The organism is Curtobacterium sp. BNK-1 (assembly GCF_048685235.1).
In the GTDB taxonomy this organism is placed as follows: domain Bacteria; phylum Pseudomonadota; class Gammaproteobacteria; order Enterobacterales; family Enterobacteriaceae; genus Pantoea; species Pantoea agglomerans.
Genome location: NZ_JBLQTJ010000003.1, coordinates 1 through 22,145 on the forward strand (window position 1 = coordinate 1; position 22,145 = coordinate 22,145).

Consider the following 22,145-nt stretch of genomic DNA (forward strand, 5'->3'; position numbering starts at 1 on the left):
TCCGGTCTGCATGAATACCGCTCCCACGTCTGGTTTGACGATCGTCGTTACCACGCCATTGTTATGGCCCGTAAGATGATCGACGGACAGCCGTCGGAAGCATTTGTGCACAGCCGTCACGGTGAGTTTCATACGTTCAGAGCGGCCCGTAAAACGGCGCAAATGGCAACGTCAGCACTGGCGACACTTACCGTCTTAACGCGTCAGGACTGATTACTTTCTTAACCATCCATCCGCTCAGCGGACCCCCTCGGGAAACATCTTTCCCGACAGGGCAGGTGTTTCCCGTTTTACAGGAGAAACACCATGATTACCCTTTTATTACCAACCTCCCTTTCCATAAAAGGCATCTTTTCAGCAGCCTTCGCTGCAGCTTTATCCCTGCGGGATCGCGTTGTGGCCGGCAAAACAAAAGAAGAGTGGATAACGAACCGAACTGGCTCACTCAGCTTTAAGGTTCAGGTTCATCAGTTACCTTCAGGAAAATGGACGGCCGGCATACTTACTCGTTCCGGCACGTTTTACGGTAATCACCGGTTTGGTTCTTTGAAAAAGCCGGATGAGGTATTCCGCTCTTACCGTCAGGCTCGCCGTTTTGCATTGAAGCTGGCGAATCAGATGGCAAACCTGCGTTATGCATATCAGTAAAGGGACGTGGAATATGGCTATTTCAACAAACCTGGCAGATATGCTGCAGTTAGCTAAATACGAGTGCGACATGCTTACGGCATTAGCCTATCAGCGATTTGGTCTGGACGACCTTGACGAGCAGGTGCACCTATACGGTGAGCTGCCCTTCACGATAGCTGTTCAGATCAACGTCATATACAACCTTGAGTTCGGTATGGTTCAGGATCGTTTTCTCAGTTCTGGCTGTGCTGATTTGGTTGACTCCATCCGTGCCATGAGCATCAGGCTTGACCGCTCTTTGCATGAACGGATTTCCTTAAATGGACGCTCTGAAGGCTTGGGCGATCTGGCAATTAGCCGATTAGAATCTTTCTAATCTGACTTAACCCTGTGGGGATTTATTCCCCATCAGGGGGATAAATCCCCTTTTTTTGAGGATTTATCATGACACCAATCTCCGTACCGCCCCAACACGTTACCTATACCGTGAAGCAGAGCGAATGGATATCCCCTAGCCAGTGGCACAGTTTTACCCTGGCGGTCACTGAAGCATTCTGGCTGTTACCGGTACATCTCCGTCCGTGCTCGCCAACTGACGGTACACGTCTGGAACGTGCATCTATGATGTTTACTCACCCCGATGCTTTTGAATTCGGTGGAAAAGACGAAGGGAATTACATATCCAAAAGCGTGATGTTTACCCTGGATATGAACCCTGATTTGCGTATTGAAACGGAAGGTCAGCCCATCGACTTTTTCACGCGCATTGCGCTGCTAATGCTGTATCACCATTGCTCAGGCTGCTTTGAGATAACGTCATCAGCTGGCGGCGTCAGCTGGGCGCTTCCTGTTCGCTGGGCAATACGTCACCAACTGATTGGTGGCAGTAATGCTCCTCAGCCTTTCAGCACGGAAGGTTTCATTACCGGCGCAGCTGATGAACTGCTTATCAGAAGCGTTTCCGGGGGTGAACGTCCGTTTACGACGGCTGACTGGGGACTGGTTTCAGAACTTGAGTTCACACTCGAAGAACAGAAAACCCGCAAACGCTGATCCGGCAATCGTTTTAACTTAACCCAACGGGGATTTACCTCCCTGTGGGCGGTAAATCCCCATTTTTAATGGAGATTCACCATGACACATACACCATCCGAGCCTCTGGTCCTTCCAGGCGTTTACCAGTTTGAGCAGGGAGCGTCCATAAATGATGAACAGTGGTTCAGATTTACCGACGCAGTTAAAGAAGCATTCTGGCTTCTTCCCGCTCAGCTCCGGCCTTATAAGCAGCTGGGTTTTGACATGAACCGCGCGTCAGAACTTTTTGACGAAGAGGGTTCAGTCACGTTCAACCATAAGGACGGTGAAGGCTACTGCCTTAATCCGTTCTACCTCAGGCAGACACTTTCGGATAATTTTCGGCCGTACCGCAAAGTCGAGAGCCAGCGATGCAAACAGGATTTATTTGTGCGCATCGTGCTGGTTCTTCTGCATAACCTATGCCCGGACAGCTATCACATAACCAGTTCCTGTCCAAAAAGCTGGCTTTTCGCGCAGCGATGGCTGGCATGGAATATGGATATGTTTACCAAAGCACCTGAAAAAATACCGGCATCGTTTGTTATACCTGGCGCAATTGAACACCTGCTGCTGGTAAAAACCTCCGGTCCCGGCAAGCAGATCACCACTGAAGAGTGGGAAGCTATATCAGGCATTGAGTTCTGGCTTTCTCAGCAGCATAACGACTGACCTATACCCATCCTTCCGGGATTTGCTCTCCGGAAGGAGACAGATCCCGCTATTACAGCAGGTGATCCTATGTTTACTTTCAACAGTGACGCGCTCGCGCAGCTGTTTCATGAAACCTACCATCAGGCTATGTCAGTCAGGCTTGTTATCTGTTCGCAGGAAGGTTTGTTCCTGGAATTCAGGAACGGATTACCCGGTCAGCTTTTCTACCGCAAAGAGCGCATTTATGCCCTTGAATACAGCGGTGGGAGTGCCGACCCGGGCGTGCAGGTAGAACTGAATTTTGGTCAGATCTCTGAGACGTACGATCTCACTGTAGATGACCCGGCCTTTTTCAGTCCCATAACGCCGGCAGACAAGGTGGTTGTTCTATCTGTCCGTTCACCCTATCAGCTGAAGCGCAAAACCATCAGCTGGCTCAGTCAGCGTAAACTCGGGCTGTTCCGTGAACGGATGGACCTGATGAGGACTTCGGATTTTTGTGACTGCAGCTGCGACGAAGAGCGGGCCCGGTGGTTCGGTTCGGCAGCTTCAATGCTTGAAGAAGCAATTTTTACTGACAGTAAGCGGCAAGACCGCCACGCTTTCTATCATTCCAGGCGACAACTCCGGTTGCGACTAAACAGCATAACCGCCGACGGAAAGATCATTTCTCCGGTGCGTTAACCACTTTCCCTGATGGGCGTATTTCTCGCCCATCAGGGGAGGGATACGCCCTTTTTTTACTGAAGGAGTATCCCGTGAAAAAACCAATCAAAGCGCGTCGCGCAAAGAAAAAAGAAACCGTCGATCTTTATCAGAAGGTAACGGATCGCATTGTTGAAGCACTTGAGAAAGGCGTAACGCCTTGGAAAAAACCATGGCGCACGACAAAGAAGTACGCCGCCACAGGCCCCCTGCCGGTCAATGCATCGACGGGGCGCGCCTATAGCGGTGTTAACGTTCTGCTTCTCTGGCTTGAGGCCGAAGAGAAGGGTTACAAAACGGATCGCTGGGTGACGTACAAACAGGCTCAGGACATGGGCGGCCAGGTTCGCAAGGGTGAAACCTGCGCGCAGGCCGTTATCTTCAAGCCTTTTGAAAAACAGGCTGAAGATCTCAGTGGAAACCTGCGTTTCGATGCCGAAGGTAATCCGCTGATGGAGTCGCGGGTGATGATAAAGCCCAACTTCCTGTTTAACGTCGATCAGTGTGACGGGTTACCCGAATCTGCTGTTGATATACCGCATGCCTCCCCTGATGAAGATGAGCAGGGCGGGCTTCACTGGCCGACCGAACAGCGAATAATGGAACTGATCGATGCCGCAGGCGTGGCTATCAGCATTCGTTTACAGGATCGCGCCTACTACAGCCCTGGCACCGACAGAATTGTGATGCCGGAGGCGAAGCAATTTTTTACCGAGGCCGATTACTGGTCCACGCTGCTGCATGAGATGGTGCATGCATCAGGCCATGAGAAACGACTCAACCGCGAAGGCATAACCAAATCATCCAGAAAGTTTGGCGATCCGGTTTATGCATTTGAGGAGCTGATAGCCGAAATGGGCAGCGCGTTTCTCTGCGCCCATCTTGGCGTTTATGGTGAGGTCCAGCACGAAAGCTATATCGACTCCTGGCTGAAGGCGCTAAAAGAGGACAAAAAAGCCCTTTTTCGTGCCTGCCGGCACGCGAGAGAAGCGTCAGATTTTTTACTGCAGTCAACTGAAAAAGCGGCCCAGGCTGCTTAATTAACCAAACCGGTAGCGCTCACTTCGTGCGCTGCCATCCCGTGAGGGCATTATTCCTCACGGGATGATGCCCTCTTTTTTTACCTGAGAGGAAATCAACCATGTCTGACTGGTGCAGAAATCATTTTGAAATTACCGGTAAATCTCCGCTTCTGGCCGTTGCGGAGGAATGGATAAAAGGCGAAACAGAACCTCTTTACCGTCATGCCGTTATGCAGAGCATAAAAATTTTTCTTGCTGGCTATAGCGGCCTGCTCCGCCCCGTTAAAACGGCACATTTTTCACCCTTCCCGGAGCTTATAAAACTTGGGGTCGGGCAGAATACGCTGGCTAATCAGGCATATGAACAGTGGCTGGAATATCTGAAAAAAGACGTACCCCTGGACGGTCATCATATCCGGTTGATAAATCGTGTTTATCATCAGTCGGGTATTGGCGCCATAAAGTGGGAAAGCATTCCAGAGTTGTCGCGCAGACAGATTTGCAGGCTCATGGAAGATCGGTATGCCGACTGGTTTGGTGTAGCGTCCCTTTCGCGAGACATTGACTTTGCGTTGTGCTGGGAAAAACTCGGGCAGTTACCCGAACGATCCCAGCCCTGCGATCTGCTGCAGATTATTCCCAGCCGGCTTGCGGCTGAGATAAACGGGAGCGGCGGATTGCTGGCCGGTATGTCTACGGCAACCAGTCTTTACTGTCGGCTGTACGGAATGGAATGGCCCGCCGGCCATAACGTTCGCTTTCAGCGTGAAGGGATAAACAGCATAAAACTGTCCTTCGACTCACCCTGGTTTCCACCGTCCGGTGAATCAGTGGCCGCGCTATCGGCTATGTTCGATTGCGAGATTCGTCACTGGTACAGCGAGCCAGCCCATGAACTGGAAGGTTTCGATTGCTACGATCGTGGGCAACACGTCAGCAGCGGCGAAGTCACCATTGACGAACTGGCCGCGGAAGTAGAGGTGGTCGTTCCTGATAATGTGGATGAACCTGAAACCGTGGACAGTGCGCAGTCATTGTTCACCGCTTCATAACGCTGCCTGAACCATAACGCCTCCTCGGAGGCGTTTTTTTATTGTCCTGTATCAGGAAAAAAGCGGAAGAAGAAAATGTTCAATCTCAACATTCAGTTTATGGTCGTTTATTGCCCTGAAAACCGTCAGCCTTGAGACTACCCATTGTTAGAGGTTGCCGAGCTATGTCTTTTAAACAGACTCCCGAACAGGAAAGAATCATTACGTGGACGGGAAACAAGCTTGTCGTGGGTGCTTTTGCCGGAACCGGAAAAACATCAACGCTTGAAGCATTTGCCAGAGCGAACCCGGAACGGCGAATGCTGTATCTGGCATATAACCGTGCCATCCGGGATGAGGCTGAACGCCGTTTTCCTTTCAATGTTGAATGCAAAACGTCGCATCAGCTTGCCTGGTCCCAGTTCGGTCGTTTCTTTCAGCATCGACTTACAACGTCTCTTCGCATAACCGACGTTGCAAAGCTGTTGAACTCACGATACTGGCCTCTTGCAAAAGCATGCCTCACTTCGCTGAATAACTTTCTCTACAGTGCTGATTTAGCTCCGAGTCTTGCTCATTTGCCTGATGAGAACGATCGTAGCGGCCTTGATGCTGGCAAAATTTTGGGCGCCGTACAGGTTTTATGGCGAGAAATGAGCTGCTCTGATTCCCGCTTTCCCGTCACACACGATACCTATCTGAAATTATTCCAGCTTTCAACTCCAGATCTTAGTTTGAAATGGGATCTCATCCTTTTTGATGAGGCTCAGGATGCAAATCCCGTGACCAGTCATTTTGTGCTTAATCAGAGATGTAGCGTCATTCTGGTCGGTGACCAGTATCAACAGATTTACCGTTTCAGGGGGGCTGAAAATGCTCTTAATGCTACTGAGCTGGCAGACGCAGATCGACTCTGGCTAACAAACAGCTTTAGGTTTGGACCGGCTGTAGCAGAAGTGGCAAATGCATTATTGAGAGAGGCAGGAGAAAAACGGAAAGTCACTGGCTGCGGTGGTGAAGACAGTATTGCTGATACGCTTCCGGAAAATGCAGAGCATCACTGTGTGATCAGCAGAACGATAGCCGGCGTTATTGGGGTAGCGCTTACGGCAAGCCTTTCAGGAAAAAGGGTCTTATGGATAGGCGGTATCGAAGGATATCGGGTCGAGGATCTGGAGGATTTATATTGGTTCTCTGTTGATATGCCTGAGCGAATGCAAAAGTCGCTGCTTACCAAAGATTACAGGGATTTTGATGAGTACAAAGCGATAGCAAAAGCTACAAAAGATGCAGATATGGGGCAGGCTATAAAGCTGCTGGAAATGTACTTTCCACTTCCGCAGAAACTCGTGATTTTGAAGCGACAGATAGCACATAACGAAAGCGACGCGGATTTAACAGTAGTAACGGCTCATCGCAGTAAGGGCCTGGAATGGGATACGGTTGTTCTTAACGACGATTTTAATGACATCAATAATCCGCTGATAAGCGCAGAAGACAGAAGAGATGAGCTGAACTTGCTGTACGTTGCAGCGACACGAGCCAGAAAAATGCTGATCCTCAATGAAATAGTCAGGCAAGTCGTCAAAAAAACACCATAAATCCCTCTGTATAGCTCATACGAACCAACACCAACTTCTCAGGATTTCAGTATGTTAAACAAGCTGAAAAATTTATTTTCAGGTAAGGATGCAGCTGAAGACAGTTCAGCAAAAAAATCTCCTTCAGGATACTTTACCCCTTCCACAGGCGCTGAGTTGCTGGCTTTGCCACACCGAAAAAAGCTTTTAAAACAGCTCTGGGATAATACTTCGCTTCCTGAAAATGTGTATGAAAGACTTTATCTGGAACCCCTCAGAACGCTCGCGCAAGCTACCCAGAATGTCCCAGCCACTTCAGCTGGAGAATGGAGCTCAGAAGGCGGATATCTTGATTTGACGATCAAGTTTACAGCTTATAGCGTCAGATTAGCGAAGGGGTATATGTTTCCACCCGGAGCTGCTCCTGAGGAGCAGGCGGCGCAAAATTCTTTATGGAATGCTGTGATTTTTTGGGCGGCTTTATTCCATCATCTGCCATTACTGGCTCACTACGAAGGCGAGCTTTTGGATGGTAGTTCCTGGCCTCCCGGGGTTAAAGCACCAGACAGTATTTTCAGGTTCCGGAATATTGCTAAAGATGCCGGCAATGCCAGTGGACAGCCATTAGCAACATTTATCGCCGCCCGACTTTTGCCGCAAGACGGAGTTTTATGGCTTTCTTCCAAACCTGCTGCTTTTGGGGCTATGACTCTTCTGATGCATCAGGGGATAAGTGGAATACCTTTAATTGAGGAGATCATTGCAAAGGCAAGGGAACTGGTGCGCTCACCTGAATTGCGTGCTCCAGGTGTTTTAGACAACACACTGACGACTGCAGAAAGTCATCCTTCTACGAAGGAGACATCGCCGATTCCAGGCTTAGAAGATACGCTAAGTCTGACAGCTTCAGGAGCGAGTCTGGAACCTGCAATTGATGTAAGCATTGCGAAGAGTCACCAACTCGGCTCGACATCTTCAGGGGATGCTCTATCTGCTAATCCAGAACTTGCAAAAAATATGGACGCTTTGCTCTCATCGGCTTTACCACATTCTGAAACTGACCTAAATCTGGTACCAGAAAAACTGCAACAAAGCATAGAAAATACAGAGCCAGAGCAAAAGGTGTGGGAGGACGCTGCTCAGGTTCCGGAGGACGACACTGCTCTTTTACTTAGCATGTTTGCTGTTGATAACGATAATGACGACAAAGGATTAGACACAGATCACCATGCTGAAATGCCTATTAACGCACCCGATTTTTCGGAAAATTCGCAGGAGTCAAAACTGAAGCCAGTACCTCTCCTAAAGGAGGCATGCCTAGCCATTGATCCTACAGTAAAAAGCAATAATTTAGACTTGGAAGATACTGTTGCCCAGGATGGAGATCTGGAAATTTGCGTTAAGGAAAAATTAAATAATGGAAACCTTAAATCTGTCATTGAAGAACCAAAAAATAATATAAATAACATTAATGATTTAGGTCCCCAGTTTATTTCATGGCTATCAGATGGAATTGAAAGCGGAGACCTGAGTATTAATGAGAATGAAAGCTTAGTGCATACAGTAAGTGGGTTCTTATTCGTATCGTTACCCGACACCATATTCAAATTCATCAATTCTAACTCTCTTGAAGTAGATAAAAGGAAAGTACAATCAGCAATAGAGAAAATGAATATTTTACATTCTAAAAATGATAATCGTTTTTTCAGGGCTCGTATATATGAAGAGGTTGAATTTCAGGGGAAGTTTAAGAAAAAGAGCGGTTATATGTTGAAGTCTTCAAAGGTATTAGGGAGGGAGGGGCTTACCGGTGTGGATGGAAAATATATATTTATAGATGTTTAGTTAATAGGGAATCCGAACGGATTCCCTTAATATCAATTAGCGAGAGCGTTTTTTACGACATCAGGGACAGACGGGCGCCCTTTAACAAGGCAGGTTGCTACAAATACAGCCTCTGCGTACACTGAACCATTTACTAATATCTGCTGAACGAAGTTGATACGGTTCTTTTTTTCATTTTCCGCAACGGAGCATGTGACCTGCATTTCATCACCTTTTTGCAGGCTTTTCTTGAATTTCATCGTGTACTCAAGAATCATGTGAATTCTACCTTCAGTGAATTCCTGCTCCAGATCCAGACCAAGCTCATCTTTCATAAACGCATGGCGCGTCCATTCCATATAGAACGGATAGTAAAGTCCGTCAACAACACCTTGAAAATCAACATGTTTTTCGTCAACAGTAAAATTTTTAGTAAACATTATAAATCCTTAAAATAATTCAGAAGCGCAAAGCGCATTGGGAGCATCAAATTTTCAAACTCCTTTTGCGATGTGTCTTCTCCAGTGCAGACATTGAGGGCCATACTTACATTGTCCTCAATGCCGTAAATAAAACTTATGCCATGATAAATATTATGCTCGCGACGCTGTTTGTCGATAATATTATCTTTGTCAATCTTAAGGGCTTCATCCCATATAACGGTGCTAACATCACCCTTACGTATCTTGGTTAATTCTATACCTATTTTTATCAGAAGACTGTCTTTGTATTTACCTTCATAATAAAACTTGTTATCCCAATCTGCGTAACCATTGCTCTGATGAGCAGAGATCAGATTATTCTCTACAAGTAAGGTAGATACGTATGTGGTTCGCTCAAATTTATCTAAAAAATTAATTACCTCGTTACTACAACGATGGAAGTTAATTTTTATTTCTTTTGAATCCACTTTATTCTCCGACACTCTATTACGTTCTCTTTTTTTACATTTATTATTTCTTTGCCTTGAATCTGAATTGTATCTTCATCCAAAACTAAGATAACCCCTATCTTTATTCCATCAGCATGCCTGATGTAACACAACTTACCATTATTAGGGTCGATATTTATCTCATTAGATACAATGCAGAACTCTCCGAAATTTACATACGGCTCACCATAGACGCCGCCAATTTGTATTAGCTCGACGTCAGCCAGCTGCCGGCTTGCAAGTATAAAAAGAGTGTCTTCGTCTAGCGTGGTGTATTCAGCAAACTGAGGAGGAAATCCTTCGCCAGTTAAGATCCATTCCGTTTCAACATGAAGCCCATGATTGTTGAAAAATTCAACAATCACATTGAGTGCCTGGATTTTTTTGACAGGAAAAGCACTGCCGGCTTCCCAGCGTGTGTAAGAAGTGTAAGACAGGTCCAGTTTTTTTTCATGAACATAGGCAACTAACTCCTGAGGAGAAGTGCCGGTTGCAGCTCTACAGCATTTAAGCCGCTTCCCAATCGTATCTAACATGCACACACCATGAGGCTAATTAATTTTATGATTTTAAAGGAAATTTATAAGCATTAAAGGTAAATAAAAAACAATCGAACGCAAAATAATTGCGTTTTTTTCATCAGTAATGTTAATATGTAAACACTAAAGGTATTTAGTGTTTAACATTATCATAATATTGCTCTTTCTTAACACACACACCTGTTTGAGCGAGGGTTAGCGCGGTTTAAATGGCAGCGCATTAAAATTTCAGGGGCTCAGTTCGTTTTCATATGGAATTTTATTTATGGCTAATTCCACAACAAAACTTAACAAGGAGTCAGAAGCTATGCCCTCGCTCGAAAACGATAAAAAATTAGCCCCTCTGGTTTACATAGGTCCCGCAAGACGAGTCAAAACCGAGCAGGCTGCTATGTCAGCCGGCTCCGCGTTCGGAAGAGTTATGACGTCATCAAAGCTCGTACAAGGCCTGATCGACCGTTATTTAGATATTTACGTGAATGAAATAACGGCCCGCAAAACTAAATAATCTGATTGTTTACTTCTTTATATCTACTTGACGGTAGAGGGGAATTTCATGCCTGAAAAAGCTACTGATATACCTTTTTCGACTGAGGCAGAACAGTGCGTGCTTGGTGCGCTGATGCTGGAAAATGATCGATGGGATGACGTCAATCTACTGCTGAAGAAGGAAGATTTCTTCATTTCCGGGCATCGCGCCATTTATATGGCTATGTCTACATTGTCTGCCGCGTCCCAGCCTTTTGATCTGATCACGCTTAGCGAGAAACTGGAGCGCAGTAATGATCTTGAGCGCTGTGGCGGTTTCGCTTATCTGGCGGAACTCTCTAAAAATACCCCTTCAGCTGCCAACATTATGGGCTATGCCGCCGTCATGGTGGAGAAAAGTCGTTTACGGGAGCTGCTTGTGGTTGGCAATGCCATTCTTGCCGACGTGCATCACCATCGCCTTAGCGCGCCGGAGGTTGCAGAGCATGCTGAAAATGCCCTTTTCAAACTAAGTGAGCAGGGCGTTTTTCAGAATGCAAAAGAGATTGAAGTAACGGAAGCGCTGGACTTACTGCTTAGCAAACTTGAATCAGTTACAGGATCAGACAATTTTATAACCGGCACTCCAACAGGTATGGCAGCGCTGGATTACATGTCCTGCGGACTTCAGCCAGGGGATCTGATTTTGCTGGCCGCCAGGCCATCAATGGGTAAAACCTCTATGGCGCTGAGCTGGTGCATTGGCGCATTGCTGGGACGACCGAAAAAAAGCGTTTTCATTTTCAGTATTGAAATGCCTACCGAACAGCTGATGATGCGGCTGCTTTCCATGCGTAGCAAGGTAGAGCTTAGTCGTCTGCGCAGCGGTGATCTTGGTGACACTGAATGGAATCTCATTAGTAAAGGGGCTCACGAACTGGCCGAATGGCGCAATCGACTTATCATCGATGATAACAGCGCCCAAACCCCGGCAACGCTTCGTACCCGTGCGCGCCGTTATATCCGTAAGTACGGGCAGCCTTCACTCATCATGATCGATTATCTGCAGCTGGTACGTTGTCCTGGCATGGAGAACCGCACGCAGGAAATCGCCGAGATTTCACGTTCTCTTAAGGCATTGGGCAAAGAACTCGGCTGCCCGGTGCTTGCGCTCTCCCAGCTTAATCGTCAGGTAGAACAACGCGCTGATAAACGCCCTAATAATGGCGATCTTCGTGATTCCGGCGCGCTTGAGCAGGATGCTGACCTGATTAGCTTTATCTACAGGGATGAGGTTTATAACGCCGACACTAACTGTCCAGGGCAGGCAGAGATCATCATCAGTAAACAGCGCCAGGGGCCAACCGGAACCCTGAAAGTGCAGTTTGATGGAAAATACACGCTGTTTTCTGAGTACCCTGAAGGCAGTTATGACCTCGGATACGATGACAGGAAGCAGTACCGATGAAAAAAATCCTGCCTGAAAGTTCAATTGCTGGAGTAGAAAGCACTCTTACGCGGGTGTTTACGCTTGATCAGTTACGTCCTAATCCTGACGATCCGCGCAAAACGCGTAATCCGCGCTTCGACTATATAAAAGAGTCAATCAGGGCTCGCGGACTTGCCTCCGTGCCGATTGTTACTCGTGACCCACGCCATCCTGATGGGATATGGACGTTCAGTGACGGGGGTAATACCCGGTATGCAATTCTTAAAGAGCTTTGGGAAGAAACGGGTGAAAGCCGGTTCAATGAGATTTTATGCGCCATTAAACCCTGGCCTGGCAGATTAAATTGCCTGGTTGGCCATCTGGCCGAAAATGAAGGGCGCGGGTCACTGACATTTATCGATAAAGCTTTTGGCGTGCAGAATGTCCGAAAAATTCACGAGGAAACGGTTGGCCGAAAAGCAACCTTACGTGAGCTGTCAGCTATTCTGGCGAAGGAAGGTCTGCCCGTTCACTATTCCACAATAAGTCGGATGGAAGACACTCTGAAGCATCTTTTTCCCTGGATGCCGACCCTGCTGACATCCGGTTTTAAACGAGAAAGTATCAACCAGCTTCTGTCGCTCAGGCAAAGTGCCGAAAAAGTATGGGACAACTGCTGCCTTAATAAAGGCATTGAGCCTGTTAAAACCTTCGCAGAGGTGTACGGCGGCTGCTGCCAAAAATTCGACGATCCTGAAAGCTGGTCTCAGGACATGTTCCTTGACGAGCTTATTGGTGATCTGACTGATGCGCTGCCTGATGATGAAATGGACTATGACCGCTGGCTGCTGGAACTTCGAGACGCCAGAAAACCAATGTTACACGCTGGGGATCTTGATCAGGAGGTCTTGCATCAACCTCAAGCGTCAGTCGTGCCAATTGTTGGGGCCAATGATGAGGCAGCTGCTCATACGGCAGAAACAGAGGTTGAACTAATCGCTGCTGATATACCGCGAAATAACGAACTCCACATTACAGAAGAAAAGACTCCCTCTAAAGCCTCTGATTTGCTTGATGATATTCAAAGCGAGTCATCTCCGGTTGTACATGCAGAAGTCGCTTCCTCAGCGTTTGAAACACATACTGCAACTGATGGACAATCCCCTCAGTCAGCTGAATTCACTGCAAATAACCAATCAGATGTTTCTTTCTGGCAAATAAATGCCCTTCAGGACGATATCGAACATCTGCAAAGCATGGCCTATCGACTGTGCTGGGATATCAGCGAAGCGTTAGGCTGTGCTGAAGGTTTCGAGCCGGCGAGCGAAGACGAAAACGCCCTAGGTTATCGTATGGCATCTGCAGAAACTTCACATCCAGCTGCACTACTTCTGGCTTCGCTCACTGGCACCGGTGCTGACACCGTGAATATGGAGCTCGTTGTAAATCTGCTGATCGGTACATCTGAATCTCATCCTCCTTTACTCAATGACGATATGACCCTGACGTTATTTCGCCTGGTCAGGGTGCTTCGTCGCCTCCGCGAACTGCAGCGACAGGCCGCTGCTCCGACTTATGCCTTAACAACTGAAGGGTTGCACAATGAACACTAATTTATCCCGCGCTGCTAACGGTTTTCTGCTCGATCTCGTTATGGAGCTTAAAAATGGTTTCATTCGTCGCTGTGACAAAATGGGGTTGACTGGGGAGGAAATTGCCGCACTCAAGGATATGACGATCGAGGATATTCACTACATCTGTAACAGTGAGGTTTCTGTGCTGTCGTTCCAGATAAACCATGAAAACCTCAGCCGGCTGCTGAATCAGGCGCGGACAGAGCAGACACGGCTTAAAAGGCTCGATCGTGCCCTGGCCTTGGGTGGCTCAATTGCGCTGCTGTCCCACTTCTTTGGCCTACCAAGCAGCGAAGTTGCTACCCGCCGCCGCATTGCCGGCATAAAAGTTCGTGCCGGTCGTGGAACGGTCATATCTGACGATGAGAGCGCCCGGCTCTGGTCGATTTGGGATAACAGCGGCAAGGCGGTCTCCTGCGACACGGAAGAAGGCCTTGAAATCATGTTGCTTGCGGCTGAGGAAATGAACATTCCGCTTACCGCCGTCTGGAATACGATCCGTAAATGGGAAAGTGAAAAGCTGACCGCTGCGAGTCGAAGAATGGCATAAGAGCCTGCCCGCGGCTTGAGACAGAGCGGGCATGAACATTCACTGTAATAAGTAAGCTAAGGGACTCATCGTGAAGCTAAATGAAATTATCCCGGGTCTGAAAGCGCCGGCTACGGCTCCATCTGCCATTTGCAACAAGGCCGCCAGAGCGGTACACGGTTTCTATAAGGGAGAGCGTAACTTTAAGCTGCTCCATGAAAATCGGACTGGTTATTACAAAATAGATATAGGCCCGTTCTGGCGCTTACTCAGCAGAGATGAAGGCCAGACCTGGATAATGATGAATCATGAAAGATACAACACTGCGATTCGTAACTGAACGCGAGAGAGACTGCTTAGCGGTACGCTTCCAGGCATAGCGCTAAGTGTTTTTTATAGCCACGATCCGCATAAGGGAGAGTAATGAAGCTTCCGGATGACAGCCTGATTAGCCACGCTGTCAAAAAAATGAATGACCGCCTGCAGGCGCGTGAGTCGGGAGAGCAAAATAACTTTGCGCGCGGCGGGCTGCTGTTTATGGGTAACGTACATGATGCACTTCCCCGACGATTGTTGCTGGATACCCGGTTATCACCTCTCGATAAAATGGCCTGGATAATTATTCGCCTGCACGCCCAGCATAACGACGGCGCGGTATTTCCTTCTTATGACGATCTGCAGCTTCAGCTGGCAACGCCGGGCAAAGGTAAAGCCTCCAGAGAGACCATCAGCCGGGTATTGCTTATGCTGCGCATTACCGGCTGGCTGAGCCTGTGTAAGCGCGTCCGAGATGAAAAGGGACGAATAAGGGGAAACATTTATGCGCAGCATGACGAACCTCTGACATTTGCAGATGCCGAGTTACTTGATCCTCGCTGGCTTCAGACGGTAGCGGAGGCGTGTTTTAACAGCAATAAGACAATAAGCCAGACGGCGAAAACCATTATCAACGATGTTTGCCTTGATCCCGCCATGCGTCATCACCGAAGTCACCTGGCGGTTATAGAAGGGCGCCTGGGGGCAGCGCAAAACCCCTCTGACATGAAAAATCGTATGCAGTTAATGCATCCGGGTTCGGAATCCGAACCCGGTGAAAAAGGCCATAAAACATTACCGGATTCGGATTCCGAACCCGGTAAAAAAGCCTCTGAAAACAACAGAGTTCGGAAACCGAACAGTTACGTACGTATTGTTAATAACAATACTAAAAATACATACGTACAGCAGTCGTCTGCTTTGCCGGAGAAATTTGCCAGCCTGCTGAGTGAGCAGGACCATAAAATGCTGAGCGCACAGCTTCAGGCGCTTCAGCCAGAGCAGGCACTGCTGGTTTTGCAAAACCTCGCCAGGGCCATGAAAGATGGCACTCTGCAAAATCCGGTGGGATGGATGCTGACCGTGCTCAAGAAAGCCCGAAAGGGCGAGCTTTACCAGCCGCAGAGGGAATCCATCGCTAAACCTATACCCGCCCGGCCTGAGTACCGGCCAGTCCAGTCCGAACGGCCTTTACGCCGGCAAGTCACTAATGACGCCCGCGTGCGGGACATCATTAAGCGTGTGCGATCTCACATTCATTCTGACCGCTCTGACAATGACTAAGTCAGCGTCCGGATGGGAGTGTCAGGCGCTCAGTGTTGCACGCTGCAACAAAGTACAAAAAGTAAGCAGTGTTGCAGCCTGCAACAAAGTACGAAAAGTGAGCAGTGTTGCAGCCTGCAACAAAGTACGAAACGTAAGCAGCACTCCGCTCCGAAACTCCTGTTCCTGCGGAAATTTTCTGTTTCCGAAAACTGATTTTGAATTGTTCATTCGCTCCTCAGGAATGAGGATGCCCCTTCAGCATAATCGATGCCTTTGCCTAACAGGAGACAGCTATGGCCGAACAAACCACCCCTCAGGCCGCACCACGCCGCTCGGGAGCCCTGCAGTCATCACTTTCTATCGACCTGCATTCACACTACGCCATTCGCCTGTGGGAAGGCCGGCGCCGGGATGAAATACCGAATCAGGGTAAAAAAAGACCAGAAATTATCGGCATGCCGCAGGCTATAGCGCGCGCAGGGTTGGCCGGGCGTGATTCTGCCGCCGGCAACCCTTATGCCGATCAGGTTCTCGTACGTCTTGAGGATGCGCTTAAAGCCGCTACCGACCGGGTACATGAAACCATTGAAAAGGTTGAACGCGTCCTTTCGGCTATCCCGGCAGGTATCAATCTGTCTGACGTCTCATCCGTTGAGCCCCTGAATCTGGATGTCTTCAGCCGATCGCCTCTTGGCTACCGCTGCGTGTGGCTCCTGGTGCACTTTGACCAGCTAGCCCTCAAGGTTTTCCAGGCATTCCATTACGGTCTGATTTCCCTGTCGGAACGTGATCAGTACCTTAACGTTGGTGGTCACGCCGTGCGTCAGGTCTACGGCGTCATTCAGGGATACAAAACCGTGCCGGTGACCTATGACGATATCCGCAATAACACCGCCCGGGGCATCGCCGCAGCTGAAAAGCTTGGCAAAATTGATCCGGCCATCCTTTCCGGTGAAAAGCGATCCTCTTTTTCCCCGCTTCTGACAACCCCTGCTGAGAATGTCTGACATGAAAAACATACTGATTACCGGCGCCGTCTGCGCACTTCTTACCGGCTGTGCCGGCACCGAGCTGGCCGCCATAAACAAGAACATCAGCGATACCGCTTTCAGCGTCAGTAAAACCCTGCGTGGCGGTGGCGAAGATCTAGGCAATGGCATGCCTGTAATGACAAAAGCGTCAACAGGAGCAACAGAAAGTGTCAACCGCGAATTCAGCCTGCCGGTTGACATCGATACCGCCGCCGCCCGTCTCAAGCGACATTACGGCTATGTCACCCCTGATGAGATCGCCCATATTCGCAATAAAGACCGTAACAGCCGCTGGGCCGCTGCCGCGATAGAAGACAGCCATCCGGTCTGGGAAGCTGTACAGGGCAGTTCTTACCGAATGGGCAGTGATGTAGGTGACAACGATCATATGGAGATTGAGCTGGAAAAAAACGGAGCCGGCACGCGCGCTTATGTCACATACCGGTCGCCGTCGGCATCGCACCTGACCGGCAGCGCATTTGAAAAGCTGATGACGGAAGTTAAGCAAGTCGCCTCAGGCAAGGTCCGTTAATCCGGGAGGTCAGCTGTGCAGCTTTATCTTTGTGAAAAACCGTCACAGGCAAAGGATATCGCCAGAGTGCTGGGCGTCAGCCAGCGCGGGCAGGGATATATTTCAGGCGAGAACGTCACCGTCACCTGGGCGGTGGGGCACCTGCTGGAAACGGCCACGCCCGAGGCTTACGGCGAACAGTTCGGACGGCCCTGGCGTGCAAACGTGCTGCCGGTGATCCCCGAAACCTGGCAAATGGTGGTTAAGAAAGAAACGGCAGATCAGTTTGCCGTGATTAAAAAGCTGCTGAAAAAAGCCCGCGAGGTAGTGATCGCCACCGACGCGGATCGCGAAGGCGAAGTGATTGCCCGGGAACTGATGACGTACTGCGGCTACCGTGGCGCTATTCGCCGCCTGTGGCTGTCCGCGCTGGACGAGGGCAGCATTCGCCAGGCGCTACAGAACATGCTGCCCGGCGAGAAAACCGAAAAACTGTATCAGGCGGGCGTCGGCCGTTCGCAGGCCGACTGGCTTATCGGGATGAATCTGACGCGCCTGTACACCCTGAAGGCCGGCGAGGCCGGCCATGCGGAGATGTTTTCTGTGGGGCGGGTACAGACGCCGACACTAGCTATAGTGGTTAATCGCGACAATGAGATCGCGAACTTCACCCCCAAACCCTGGTGGCAGGTCAGGGCACAGCTGGAAAAAGACGGCGTTACTTTTCACGCCGAGTGGGTCGGCGCAGAACAATATTGCGACGAGGAAAAGCGCTGCATCAATCAGCCGATTGCCAATGCCGTTCTGCAGCTCTGCCAGAAAACCGGATCGGCTACCGTTCTGACCGCGGAGAAGAAACGGGAAAAAACGCCCGCGCCGCTGTGCTTCGATCTCGGCACGCTTCAGCAGGTGTGCTCCCGAAAGTGGGGGATGGGGGCCAGCCAGGTACTGACCATCGCGCAGGCGCTTTATGAAACCCACAAGGCGACAACCTATCCGCGTACCGACTGCGGCTACCTGCCGCTGTCCATGCGGGACGAGGTGGCGGACGTTCTCCGGGCTATTCTGGCATCCGACCCTTCGGTCGGTCCGACGCTGTCGGGCCTGGACAAAAGCTTTATGTCCCGGGTATGGAACGATAAAAAAATCACTGCTCACCATGCCATCATTCCCACGCGTCAGGCATTTGACCTGGCGCGCCTCAGCTCAGATGAGCTGAAGGTTTATCAGCTTATTCGTCAGCACTATCTGGCGCAGTTTATGCCACTACAGGAATCTGACGTCACTGGCGCGACGTTTAACCTGGGAAACCAGCTGTTTCGGACGCGCGGACGCGTTACCGTGGTGCCCGGCTGGAAAGCGCTGTTCAGCGGCCTGCAGGACGACGACGAGGCGGAAGGCGAAGAGGACGCGCCGGCCAGCCTACCGGCGCTCGATAAAGGCGACGTATGCCGCGTGAAGGGCGGGACCGTAAAAGACAACGTGACGAAAGCGCCCGCGCCGATGACCGAGGGCACGCTGATTGCGGCCATGAAAAATGCCGCCAGCCTGGTCAGCGATCCCCAGCTCAAAAAGGTGCTGCGGGAAAACGCCGGGCTGGGTACGGAGGCCACGCGCAGCGGCGTGCTGGAAACGCTTTTCAAGCGTCGATACCTGGAGAAAAAAGGGAAACACATTCACTCCACGCAGATGGCCCGCGAGCTTATCGCCGCGCTACCGGAGACGCTGACCAGCCCGGGCATGACAGCTCTCTGGGAGCAGGCGCTGGACGATATCGCGCAGGGGAAATCGGATCTGCTCGGCTTTATGCAAAAACAGGCGCAGTGGACGCGTCACCTGATTGAAAAGGGGCGCGCGCAGCCGTTTCACGTCACAGTGCCGGTCGGTCCAGACTGTCCGCTCTGCGGCAAGGCGATGCGTCAGCGAACGGGTAAAGAGGGCATGTTCTGGGGCTGCGTTCAGTACCCGGAATGCAAGGGGATCGTTGGTGAGGCCAACCGCAAAACAAAACGCCGGGCCGCCGGGAAGCGCAGGAGCAGCGGGCCAAAAGCCCCGGGCGTTTTACAGGTGGACGGTTGACATTGCGAACGCGCGGCCTAAAAATAAAAGGGCTTATCCGTCGTCTCTGACGACTACCAATGATTCATCAGCCTGAGAGAATCGCCTTCGGGTGGCTGAACAGAAAGCTCCTGTAGCCTGAAAGGGAGCGCACACTGTGTGGTACATCTGCGCACCTTTGGAAGCAGATATCGTCAACATATGGCACCTACTGCCTGACGATCAGGGTTTATTCAACTAACCAGACAGTCAGACTCACCTGAATCTGACTCCCCGACGGGAAGACTTCTCCCGTCCGGGCCGAAGTTTTCTCCGTCGATTTTTTTTGACCCCCGGAGATAACATCATGTCTGTAAACAACGCGCAGTCCGCCACCACTACGTCCGCCGCCAGCCGCAACGATTACTTTAACCTGACCATTAAAGGCCTGGGTTACCTGAGTAACGTCCGGCAGGTTAACGCGCAGTCCGGCACCTTCATCAGCTGCGTGATCAACGCGCTGTCCGGCCCGAGTGACAGTCCTTCCTACGTTCGTTTTGACGTAACGGTTGCCGGCAAAGAAGCCAGTAGCCTGATTAACCGCTGCCAGAAGGCGGTTGATGAGGACAAGAAGGTGCTGATCGGGTTTTCTCTGAGCAACCCGTCAACCGACATTTTCCAGCTGAAAAACGGTGAGCACGCCGGTGAAAGCCGCGTCAGCCTGAAGGCCCGACTGATCAAGGTAGACTGGATTAAAATCGGTCAGGACATGGTCTACAAACCGGAACGCAGCGATGCGCCGCCGGCACAGAGTGGCTCAGAGCAGGCGCCGTCCTACGCTGACAACTCGTTCTGATTTTACCCTCCCAAATCTGCCCTTTCACGGGCAGTTTTACGGCGTTTGCAGGGTTTTGACTGCCGCTGTAATCTCCACCATAATTCCCTAAAGGTTACTGACGATGCCTGTCATACTTCGGCTGAACGGTTTTCGGTTCTTTTTCTACTCCAACGAAGGCAATCCGCGTGAACCCGCGCATATCCACGTTTCCAAAGCCGGCGCTGAAGCTAAGTTCTGGCTTGAACCCGTGGTGGCGCTGGCAAGAAATGACGGATTTGACTCACGGACCCTTAAAGAGCTGTTCGTACTGGTGAAGCTACACAAAACGACACTACTGGAGGCCTGGAATGACTATTTCAGCTAGAGATGTCCGGTTCGATGACTCCACCATGTGGGTTGAACTCACGGACGATCGCACGCTTGGCGTACCGCTGTCCTGGTTTCCGCGGCTGCTTGACGCCACGCCCGAGCAGCGCAACGACTACGAACTATCTCCCCGTGGCATACACTGGGACGCCCTTGACGAAGACATCTCCGTTGAGGGGCTGATACAGGGGCGCGGTGACATCACGCACCCTCCTCATCAGGTCGCCTGACGCGCCCTGCCTGAACGCTGACCCCGGTCGGCGTTTTTTTTTGGATCCGGAAAAAGAGTTGTTCGTAGAAGCCCGCTGAAGAGTTCCGCACAGTGATGCCTGTTCTGTCACCTACAGGAATCTTCAGATGAAACTACACGCCCTCGCCGCCGTTCTGCCCTTCGTGGTGCTGACGGGATGCGCCACGCCGCCCCAGAAGCTGCAGGAGCGGGCGCCCGTCCAGCCGACGCCGTCGGTCAGCGTCTCCCGCAACGTCCAGACCCCGGCCGACGATCCCTACGGACGCGCGCCGGAGGTGGTGCGCTACGACCGTTACCTTCTGGTCAGCACCGACCCGCAGGCAGCCCAGCAGGATCCGCTTTCTCAGATTATCGACATCCGCATTCCCCCGTCCGTACAGCCCACGGTCGCCGACGCCATGCGCTATGCCCTGAAGCAGTCCGGCTACTCGCTCTGTCAGACCGGCCCGGCCAACGGCGTGCTATACCGGCAGCCGCTGCCGGCGGTGCAGTATCAGCTCGGCCCGATGCGTCTGCGCACCGCGCTACAGGTAATGGCCGGCGCGGCCTGGCAGCTTGAGGTGGACGACGTGCAGCGCGTGGTGTGCCACAGCCTGCGCGCCGGTTATCAGCTTCCGGCCACCCAGCTGTCGCCGCGCACCGCCACACTGCCTGAGGCGTCCGGCAACACCATTTCCCCGCCGGTGATTCAGGGCCAGCCCGTACGCGGAGGGTTTCTGACAAAATGAGCAATCCCGCCCTTGATGAAGACGATTTCGCCGGTGAAGTGCAGCAGAAGCCACGCAAAGGCGCGGCGATTCTGCGCCGACTGCCGCTTTATGGCGGCGTCGCGGTGGCGCTGGCCGTGGCCGGCCTGACGTTTATTTCCCTTAAAAGCGTGAGCGCGCTCGATCAGCGTCTCGCCCACGTCGAAAAACAGCAAAACGTGGTGTATTCGCAGGCGCTGACTCAGTCCGATCTTACGCCCCTGCAGGACAGCCTGAAGGCGTACGGCGGAGATCTGAAACGGCAGCAGCAGCAGATCGCCGCCCTGCAGGCCGCGCTGAAGGAGGACCGGAGCGGCCCGGCGCTTGTCGCCCTGCAGCAGGCCGTCGGCGATCTCAGCGCCGCCCGGCAGAGCATGCTGGCGCAGCTGTCCGGGCTTGACGCGCAGCTGAACGCGCTCCAGGGCAAGACGAAAGAGACGCCTCACGCCGACACCTCGCCCGCCGTAAAAAAGCCGGCACCCGCTAAGCCACATCGTGCCGCCCATAAAGTGGCACGCCGGGCGCCGTTTGTGCTGACCGGCGTGGAAAAGCGGGGCACCACGTCCTTTGCCGCCGTAGCCCCGCAGGGCTTCAGCGACCTGTCACAGATCCGCCTTATCGGCGAAGGCCAGTCCGTGCAGGGCTGGACGCTGATCGGCGCCGGCTACGGACAGGCGCAGTTTCGGGTAAACGGGCACGTAACCACCGTTAACGTTCAATAACGGAGTCGAAATG

The 22,145-nt window shown here is 51.1% G+C and carries 28 protein-coding genes; 24 read left to right on the forward strand and 4 right to left on the reverse strand.

What is annotated here, in order from left to right; translation table 11 throughout:
- The 10 genes from ACMGGP_RS19935 to ACMGGP_RS19980 form a co-directional block, all read left to right on the forward strand.
- On the forward strand, positions 1-213 hold a 213-nt coding region (locus tag ACMGGP_RS19935; RefSeq protein WP_498798770.1), incomplete at its 5' end, for a hypothetical protein.
- Between the two features lie 93 nt (positions 214-306).
- Positions 307-648, forward strand: a complete 342-nt coding sequence (locus ACMGGP_RS19940) for a hypothetical protein (protein WP_110412203.1) — start codon at positions 307-309, stop codon at positions 646-648.
- A gap of 13 nt (positions 649-661) precedes the next feature.
- Positions 662-1,006, forward strand: a complete 345-nt coding sequence (locus ACMGGP_RS19945) for a hypothetical protein (protein WP_110412202.1) — start codon at positions 662-664, stop codon at positions 1,004-1,006.
- Between the two features lie 68 nt (positions 1,007-1,074).
- Positions 1,075-1,683, forward strand: coding sequence for a hypothetical protein (locus tag ACMGGP_RS19950; protein WP_110412201.1), 609 nt, complete (start codon positions 1,075-1,077; stop codon positions 1,681-1,683).
- Positions 1,684-1,764: 81 nt separating this feature from the next.
- Complete coding sequence (locus tag ACMGGP_RS19955; protein ID WP_110412200.1) at positions 1,765-2,376, forward strand: hypothetical protein; 612 nt, start codon at positions 1,765-1,767, stop codon at positions 2,374-2,376.
- 69 nt (positions 2,377-2,445) lie between these two features.
- The gene (locus tag ACMGGP_RS19960; RefSeq protein ID WP_110412199.1) at positions 2,446-3,042 is read left to right on the forward strand and encodes a hypothetical protein; all 597 of its coding nucleotides are present in this window, start codon (positions 2,446-2,448) and stop codon (positions 3,040-3,042) included.
- Positions 3,043-3,116: 74 nt separating this feature from the next.
- Complete coding sequence (locus ACMGGP_RS19965; RefSeq protein WP_498798771.1) at positions 3,117-4,103, forward strand: ArdC family protein; 987 nt, start codon at positions 3,117-3,119, stop codon at positions 4,101-4,103.
- A 101-nt stretch (positions 4,104-4,204) separates the two neighbouring features.
- Complete coding sequence (locus ACMGGP_RS19970) at positions 4,205-5,137, forward strand: DUF1281 domain-containing protein (protein WP_498798772.1); 933 nt, start codon at positions 4,205-4,207, stop codon at positions 5,135-5,137.
- A gap of 164 nt (positions 5,138-5,301) precedes the next feature.
- The gene (locus tag ACMGGP_RS19975) at positions 5,302-6,717 is read left to right on the forward strand and encodes a UvrD-helicase domain-containing protein (protein ID WP_110412196.1); all 1,416 of its coding nucleotides are present in this window, start codon (positions 5,302-5,304) and stop codon (positions 6,715-6,717) included.
- Positions 6,718-6,768: 51 nt separating this feature from the next.
- Positions 6,769-8,541, forward strand: a complete 1,773-nt coding sequence (locus ACMGGP_RS19980; RefSeq protein ID WP_498798773.1) for a TraI domain-containing protein — start codon at positions 6,769-6,771, stop codon at positions 8,539-8,541.
- Positions 8,542-8,573: 32 nt separating this feature from the next.
- On the opposite strand, the gene ACMGGP_RS19985 is transcribed toward ACMGGP_RS19980, so the two are convergent.
- Genes ACMGGP_RS19985 through ACMGGP_RS19995 form a run of 3 tightly spaced genes read right to left on the reverse strand, consistent with a single transcriptional unit; the run spans position 8,574 to position 9,987 of the window.
- Positions 8,574-8,960 carry an acyl-CoA thioesterase gene (locus ACMGGP_RS19985; protein WP_110412194.1) on the reverse strand — a complete coding sequence of 129 codons (387 nt, stop codon included), beginning with the start codon at positions 8,958-8,960 and terminating at the stop codon, positions 8,574-8,576.
- Positions 8,960-9,430, reverse strand: coding sequence for a hypothetical protein (locus ACMGGP_RS19990; RefSeq protein ID WP_133846897.1), 471 nt, complete (start codon positions 9,428-9,430; stop codon positions 8,960-8,962). Before ACMGGP_RS19990 ends, ACMGGP_RS19985 begins: the two co-directional genes overlap by 1 nt.
- On the reverse strand, positions 9,412-9,987 hold the full coding sequence (locus ACMGGP_RS19995; RefSeq protein ID WP_110412192.1) for a helix-turn-helix transcriptional regulator: 576 nt from the start codon (positions 9,985-9,987) through the stop codon (positions 9,412-9,414). The genes ACMGGP_RS19990 and ACMGGP_RS19995 overlap by 19 nt, the downstream gene beginning before the upstream one ends.
- A gap of 268 nt (positions 9,988-10,255) precedes the next feature.
- Between ACMGGP_RS19995 and ACMGGP_RS20000 the strand changes: the two genes are divergently transcribed.
- The 6 genes from ACMGGP_RS20000 (at position 10,256) to ACMGGP_RS20025 (ending at position 15,649) form a co-directional block, all read left to right on the forward strand.
- Entirely contained in the window at positions 10,256-10,498 is a 243-nt protein-coding gene (locus ACMGGP_RS20000) for a hypothetical protein (protein WP_110412191.1), read from the forward strand.
- A gap of 48 nt (positions 10,499-10,546) precedes the next feature.
- Positions 10,547-11,926 (forward strand): SPI-7-type island replicative DNA helicase, encoded by a 1,380-nt coding sequence (dnaB-PI, locus tag ACMGGP_RS20005; RefSeq protein ID WP_110412190.1) that lies wholly within the window; start codon positions 10,547-10,549, stop codon positions 11,924-11,926.
- Entirely contained in the window at positions 11,923-13,500 is a 1,578-nt protein-coding gene (locus tag ACMGGP_RS20010; RefSeq protein ID WP_498798774.1) for a ParB family protein, read from the forward strand. The genes dnaB-PI and ACMGGP_RS20010 overlap by 4 nt, the downstream gene beginning before the upstream one ends.
- A complete protein-coding gene (locus ACMGGP_RS20015) occupies positions 13,490-14,071 on the forward strand; it encodes a DUF2857 domain-containing protein (protein ID WP_110412188.1) in 582 nt (193 codons plus the stop codon). Before ACMGGP_RS20010 ends, ACMGGP_RS20015 begins: the two co-directional genes overlap by 11 nt.
- A gap of 70 nt (positions 14,072-14,141) precedes the next feature.
- Positions 14,142-14,390 carry a ParE family toxin-like protein gene (locus tag ACMGGP_RS20020; protein WP_110412187.1) on the forward strand — a complete coding sequence of 83 codons (249 nt, stop codon included), beginning with the start codon at positions 14,142-14,144 and terminating at the stop codon, positions 14,388-14,390.
- Positions 14,391-14,473: 83 nt separating this feature from the next.
- Entirely contained in the window at positions 14,474-15,649 is a 1,176-nt protein-coding gene (locus ACMGGP_RS20025; protein ID WP_498798775.1) for an STY4528 family pathogenicity island replication protein, read from the forward strand.
- Between the two features lie 21 nt (positions 15,650-15,670).
- On the opposite strand, the gene ACMGGP_RS20030 is transcribed toward ACMGGP_RS20025, so the two are convergent.
- On the reverse strand, positions 15,671-15,859 hold the full coding sequence (locus ACMGGP_RS20030) for a hypothetical protein (protein WP_133846899.1): 189 nt from the start codon (positions 15,857-15,859) through the stop codon (positions 15,671-15,673).
- 65 nt (positions 15,860-15,924) lie between these two features.
- Here ACMGGP_RS20030 and ACMGGP_RS20035 point away from each other — a divergent pair, with 65 nt between their 5' ends.
- The 8 genes from ACMGGP_RS20035 (at position 15,925) to ACMGGP_RS20070 (ending at position 22,132) form a co-directional block, all read left to right on the forward strand.
- Positions 15,925-16,638, forward strand: coding sequence for a PFL_4669 family integrating conjugative element protein (locus ACMGGP_RS20035; RefSeq protein WP_110412185.1), 714 nt, complete (start codon positions 15,925-15,927; stop codon positions 16,636-16,638).
- Position 16,639: 1 nt separating this feature from the next.
- Entirely contained in the window at positions 16,640-17,194 is a 555-nt protein-coding gene (locus ACMGGP_RS20040) for a hypothetical protein (protein ID WP_236352590.1), read from the forward strand.
- A 15-nt stretch (positions 17,195-17,209) separates the two neighbouring features.
- Positions 17,210-19,252, forward strand: a complete 2,043-nt coding sequence (locus ACMGGP_RS20045) for a DNA topoisomerase III (RefSeq protein WP_236352589.1) — start codon at positions 17,210-17,212, stop codon at positions 19,250-19,252.
- A 325-nt stretch (positions 19,253-19,577) separates the two neighbouring features.
- The gene (locus tag ACMGGP_RS20050) at positions 19,578-20,066 is read left to right on the forward strand and encodes an STY4534 family ICE replication protein (protein WP_110412182.1); all 489 of its coding nucleotides are present in this window, start codon (positions 19,578-19,580) and stop codon (positions 20,064-20,066) included.
- 103 nt (positions 20,067-20,169) lie between these two features.
- Positions 20,170-20,412 (forward strand): DUF4160 domain-containing protein, encoded by a 243-nt coding sequence (locus ACMGGP_RS20055; RefSeq protein ID WP_193585639.1) that lies wholly within the window; start codon positions 20,170-20,172, stop codon positions 20,410-20,412.
- Positions 20,396-20,644, forward strand: coding sequence for a DUF2442 domain-containing protein (locus ACMGGP_RS20060; RefSeq protein ID WP_064703432.1), 249 nt, complete (start codon positions 20,396-20,398; stop codon positions 20,642-20,644). Before ACMGGP_RS20055 ends, ACMGGP_RS20060 begins: the two co-directional genes overlap by 17 nt.
- A 127-nt stretch (positions 20,645-20,771) precedes the next feature.
- Positions 20,772-21,392: a PFGI-1 class ICE element type IV pilus protein PilL2 gene (gene pilL2 / locus ACMGGP_RS20065; protein ID WP_236352588.1), complete on the forward strand. Its 621-nt coding sequence runs from the start codon at positions 20,772-20,774 to the stop codon at positions 21,390-21,392.
- Complete coding sequence (locus tag ACMGGP_RS20070; protein ID WP_236352587.1) at positions 21,389-22,132, forward strand: DUF2275 domain-containing protein; 744 nt, start codon at positions 21,389-21,391, stop codon at positions 22,130-22,132. The genes pilL2 and ACMGGP_RS20070 overlap by 4 nt, the downstream gene beginning before the upstream one ends.
- Positions 22,133-22,145 lie beyond the last annotated feature (13 nt).

What these genes read in the sequence shown, in the direction of transcription:
- ACMGGP_RS19985 (WP_110412194.1), bottom strand. Translation starts at nt 8,960, where the DNA reads ATGTTTACTAAAAATTTTACTGTTGACGAAAAACATGTTGATTTTCAA.
- ACMGGP_RS20025 (WP_498798775.1), top strand. Translation starts at nt 14,474, where the DNA reads ATGAAGCTTCCGGATGACAGCCTGATTAGCCACGCTGTCAAAAAAATG.
- ACMGGP_RS20040 (WP_236352590.1), top strand. Translation starts at nt 16,640, where the DNA reads ATGAAAAACATACTGATTACCGGCGCCGTCTGCGCACTTCTTACCGGC.
- pilL2 (WP_236352588.1), top strand. Translation starts at nt 20,772, where the DNA reads ATGAAACTACACGCCCTCGCCGCCGTTCTGCCCTTCGTGGTGCTGACG.
- ACMGGP_RS19980 (WP_498798773.1), top strand. Translation starts at nt 6,769, where the DNA reads ATGTTAAACAAGCTGAAAAATTTATTTTCAGGTAAGGATGCAGCTGAA.
- ACMGGP_RS20035 (WP_110412185.1), top strand. Translation starts at nt 15,925, where the DNA reads ATGGCCGAACAAACCACCCCTCAGGCCGCACCACGCCGCTCGGGAGCC.
- ACMGGP_RS19950 (WP_110412201.1), top strand. Translation starts at nt 1,075, where the DNA reads ATGACACCAATCTCCGTACCGCCCCAACACGTTACCTATACCGTGAAG.
- ACMGGP_RS19995 (WP_110412192.1), bottom strand. Translation starts at nt 9,987, where the DNA reads ATGTTAGATACGATTGGGAAGCGGCTTAAATGCTGTAGAGCTGCAACC.
- ACMGGP_RS19945 (WP_110412202.1), top strand. Translation starts at nt 662, where the DNA reads ATGGCTATTTCAACAAACCTGGCAGATATGCTGCAGTTAGCTAAATAC.
- ACMGGP_RS20070 (WP_236352587.1), top strand. Translation starts at nt 21,389, where the DNA reads ATGAGCAATCCCGCCCTTGATGAAGACGATTTCGCCGGTGAAGTGCAG.
- ACMGGP_RS19970 (WP_498798772.1), top strand. Translation starts at nt 4,205, where the DNA reads ATGTCTGACTGGTGCAGAAATCATTTTGAAATTACCGGTAAATCTCCG.
- ACMGGP_RS20055 (WP_193585639.1), top strand. Translation starts at nt 20,170, where the DNA reads ATGCCTGTCATACTTCGGCTGAACGGTTTTCGGTTCTTTTTCTACTCC.
- dnaB-PI (WP_110412190.1), top strand. Translation starts at nt 10,547, where the DNA reads ATGCCTGAAAAAGCTACTGATATACCTTTTTCGACTGAGGCAGAACAG.
- ACMGGP_RS20050 (WP_110412182.1), top strand. Translation starts at nt 19,578, where the DNA reads ATGTCTGTAAACAACGCGCAGTCCGCCACCACTACGTCCGCCGCCAGC.
- ACMGGP_RS19940 (WP_110412203.1), top strand. Translation starts at nt 307, where the DNA reads ATGATTACCCTTTTATTACCAACCTCCCTTTCCATAAAAGGCATCTTT.
- ACMGGP_RS20015 (WP_110412188.1), top strand. Translation starts at nt 13,490, where the DNA reads ATGAACACTAATTTATCCCGCGCTGCTAACGGTTTTCTGCTCGATCTC.
- ACMGGP_RS19960 (WP_110412199.1), top strand. Translation starts at nt 2,446, where the DNA reads ATGTTTACTTTCAACAGTGACGCGCTCGCGCAGCTGTTTCATGAAACC.
- ACMGGP_RS20060 (WP_064703432.1), top strand. Translation starts at nt 20,396, where the DNA reads ATGACTATTTCAGCTAGAGATGTCCGGTTCGATGACTCCACCATGTGG.
- ACMGGP_RS19975 (WP_110412196.1), top strand. Translation starts at nt 5,302, where the DNA reads ATGTCTTTTAAACAGACTCCCGAACAGGAAAGAATCATTACGTGGACG.
- ACMGGP_RS19955 (WP_110412200.1), top strand. Translation starts at nt 1,765, where the DNA reads ATGACACATACACCATCCGAGCCTCTGGTCCTTCCAGGCGTTTACCAG.
- ACMGGP_RS20030 (WP_133846899.1), bottom strand. Translation starts at nt 15,859, where the DNA reads ATGAACAATTCAAAATCAGTTTTCGGAAACAGAAAATTTCCGCAGGAA.
- ACMGGP_RS20010 (WP_498798774.1), top strand. Translation starts at nt 11,923, where the DNA reads ATGAAAAAAATCCTGCCTGAAAGTTCAATTGCTGGAGTAGAAAGCACT.
- ACMGGP_RS20000 (WP_110412191.1), top strand. Translation starts at nt 10,256, where the DNA reads ATGGCTAATTCCACAACAAAACTTAACAAGGAGTCAGAAGCTATGCCC.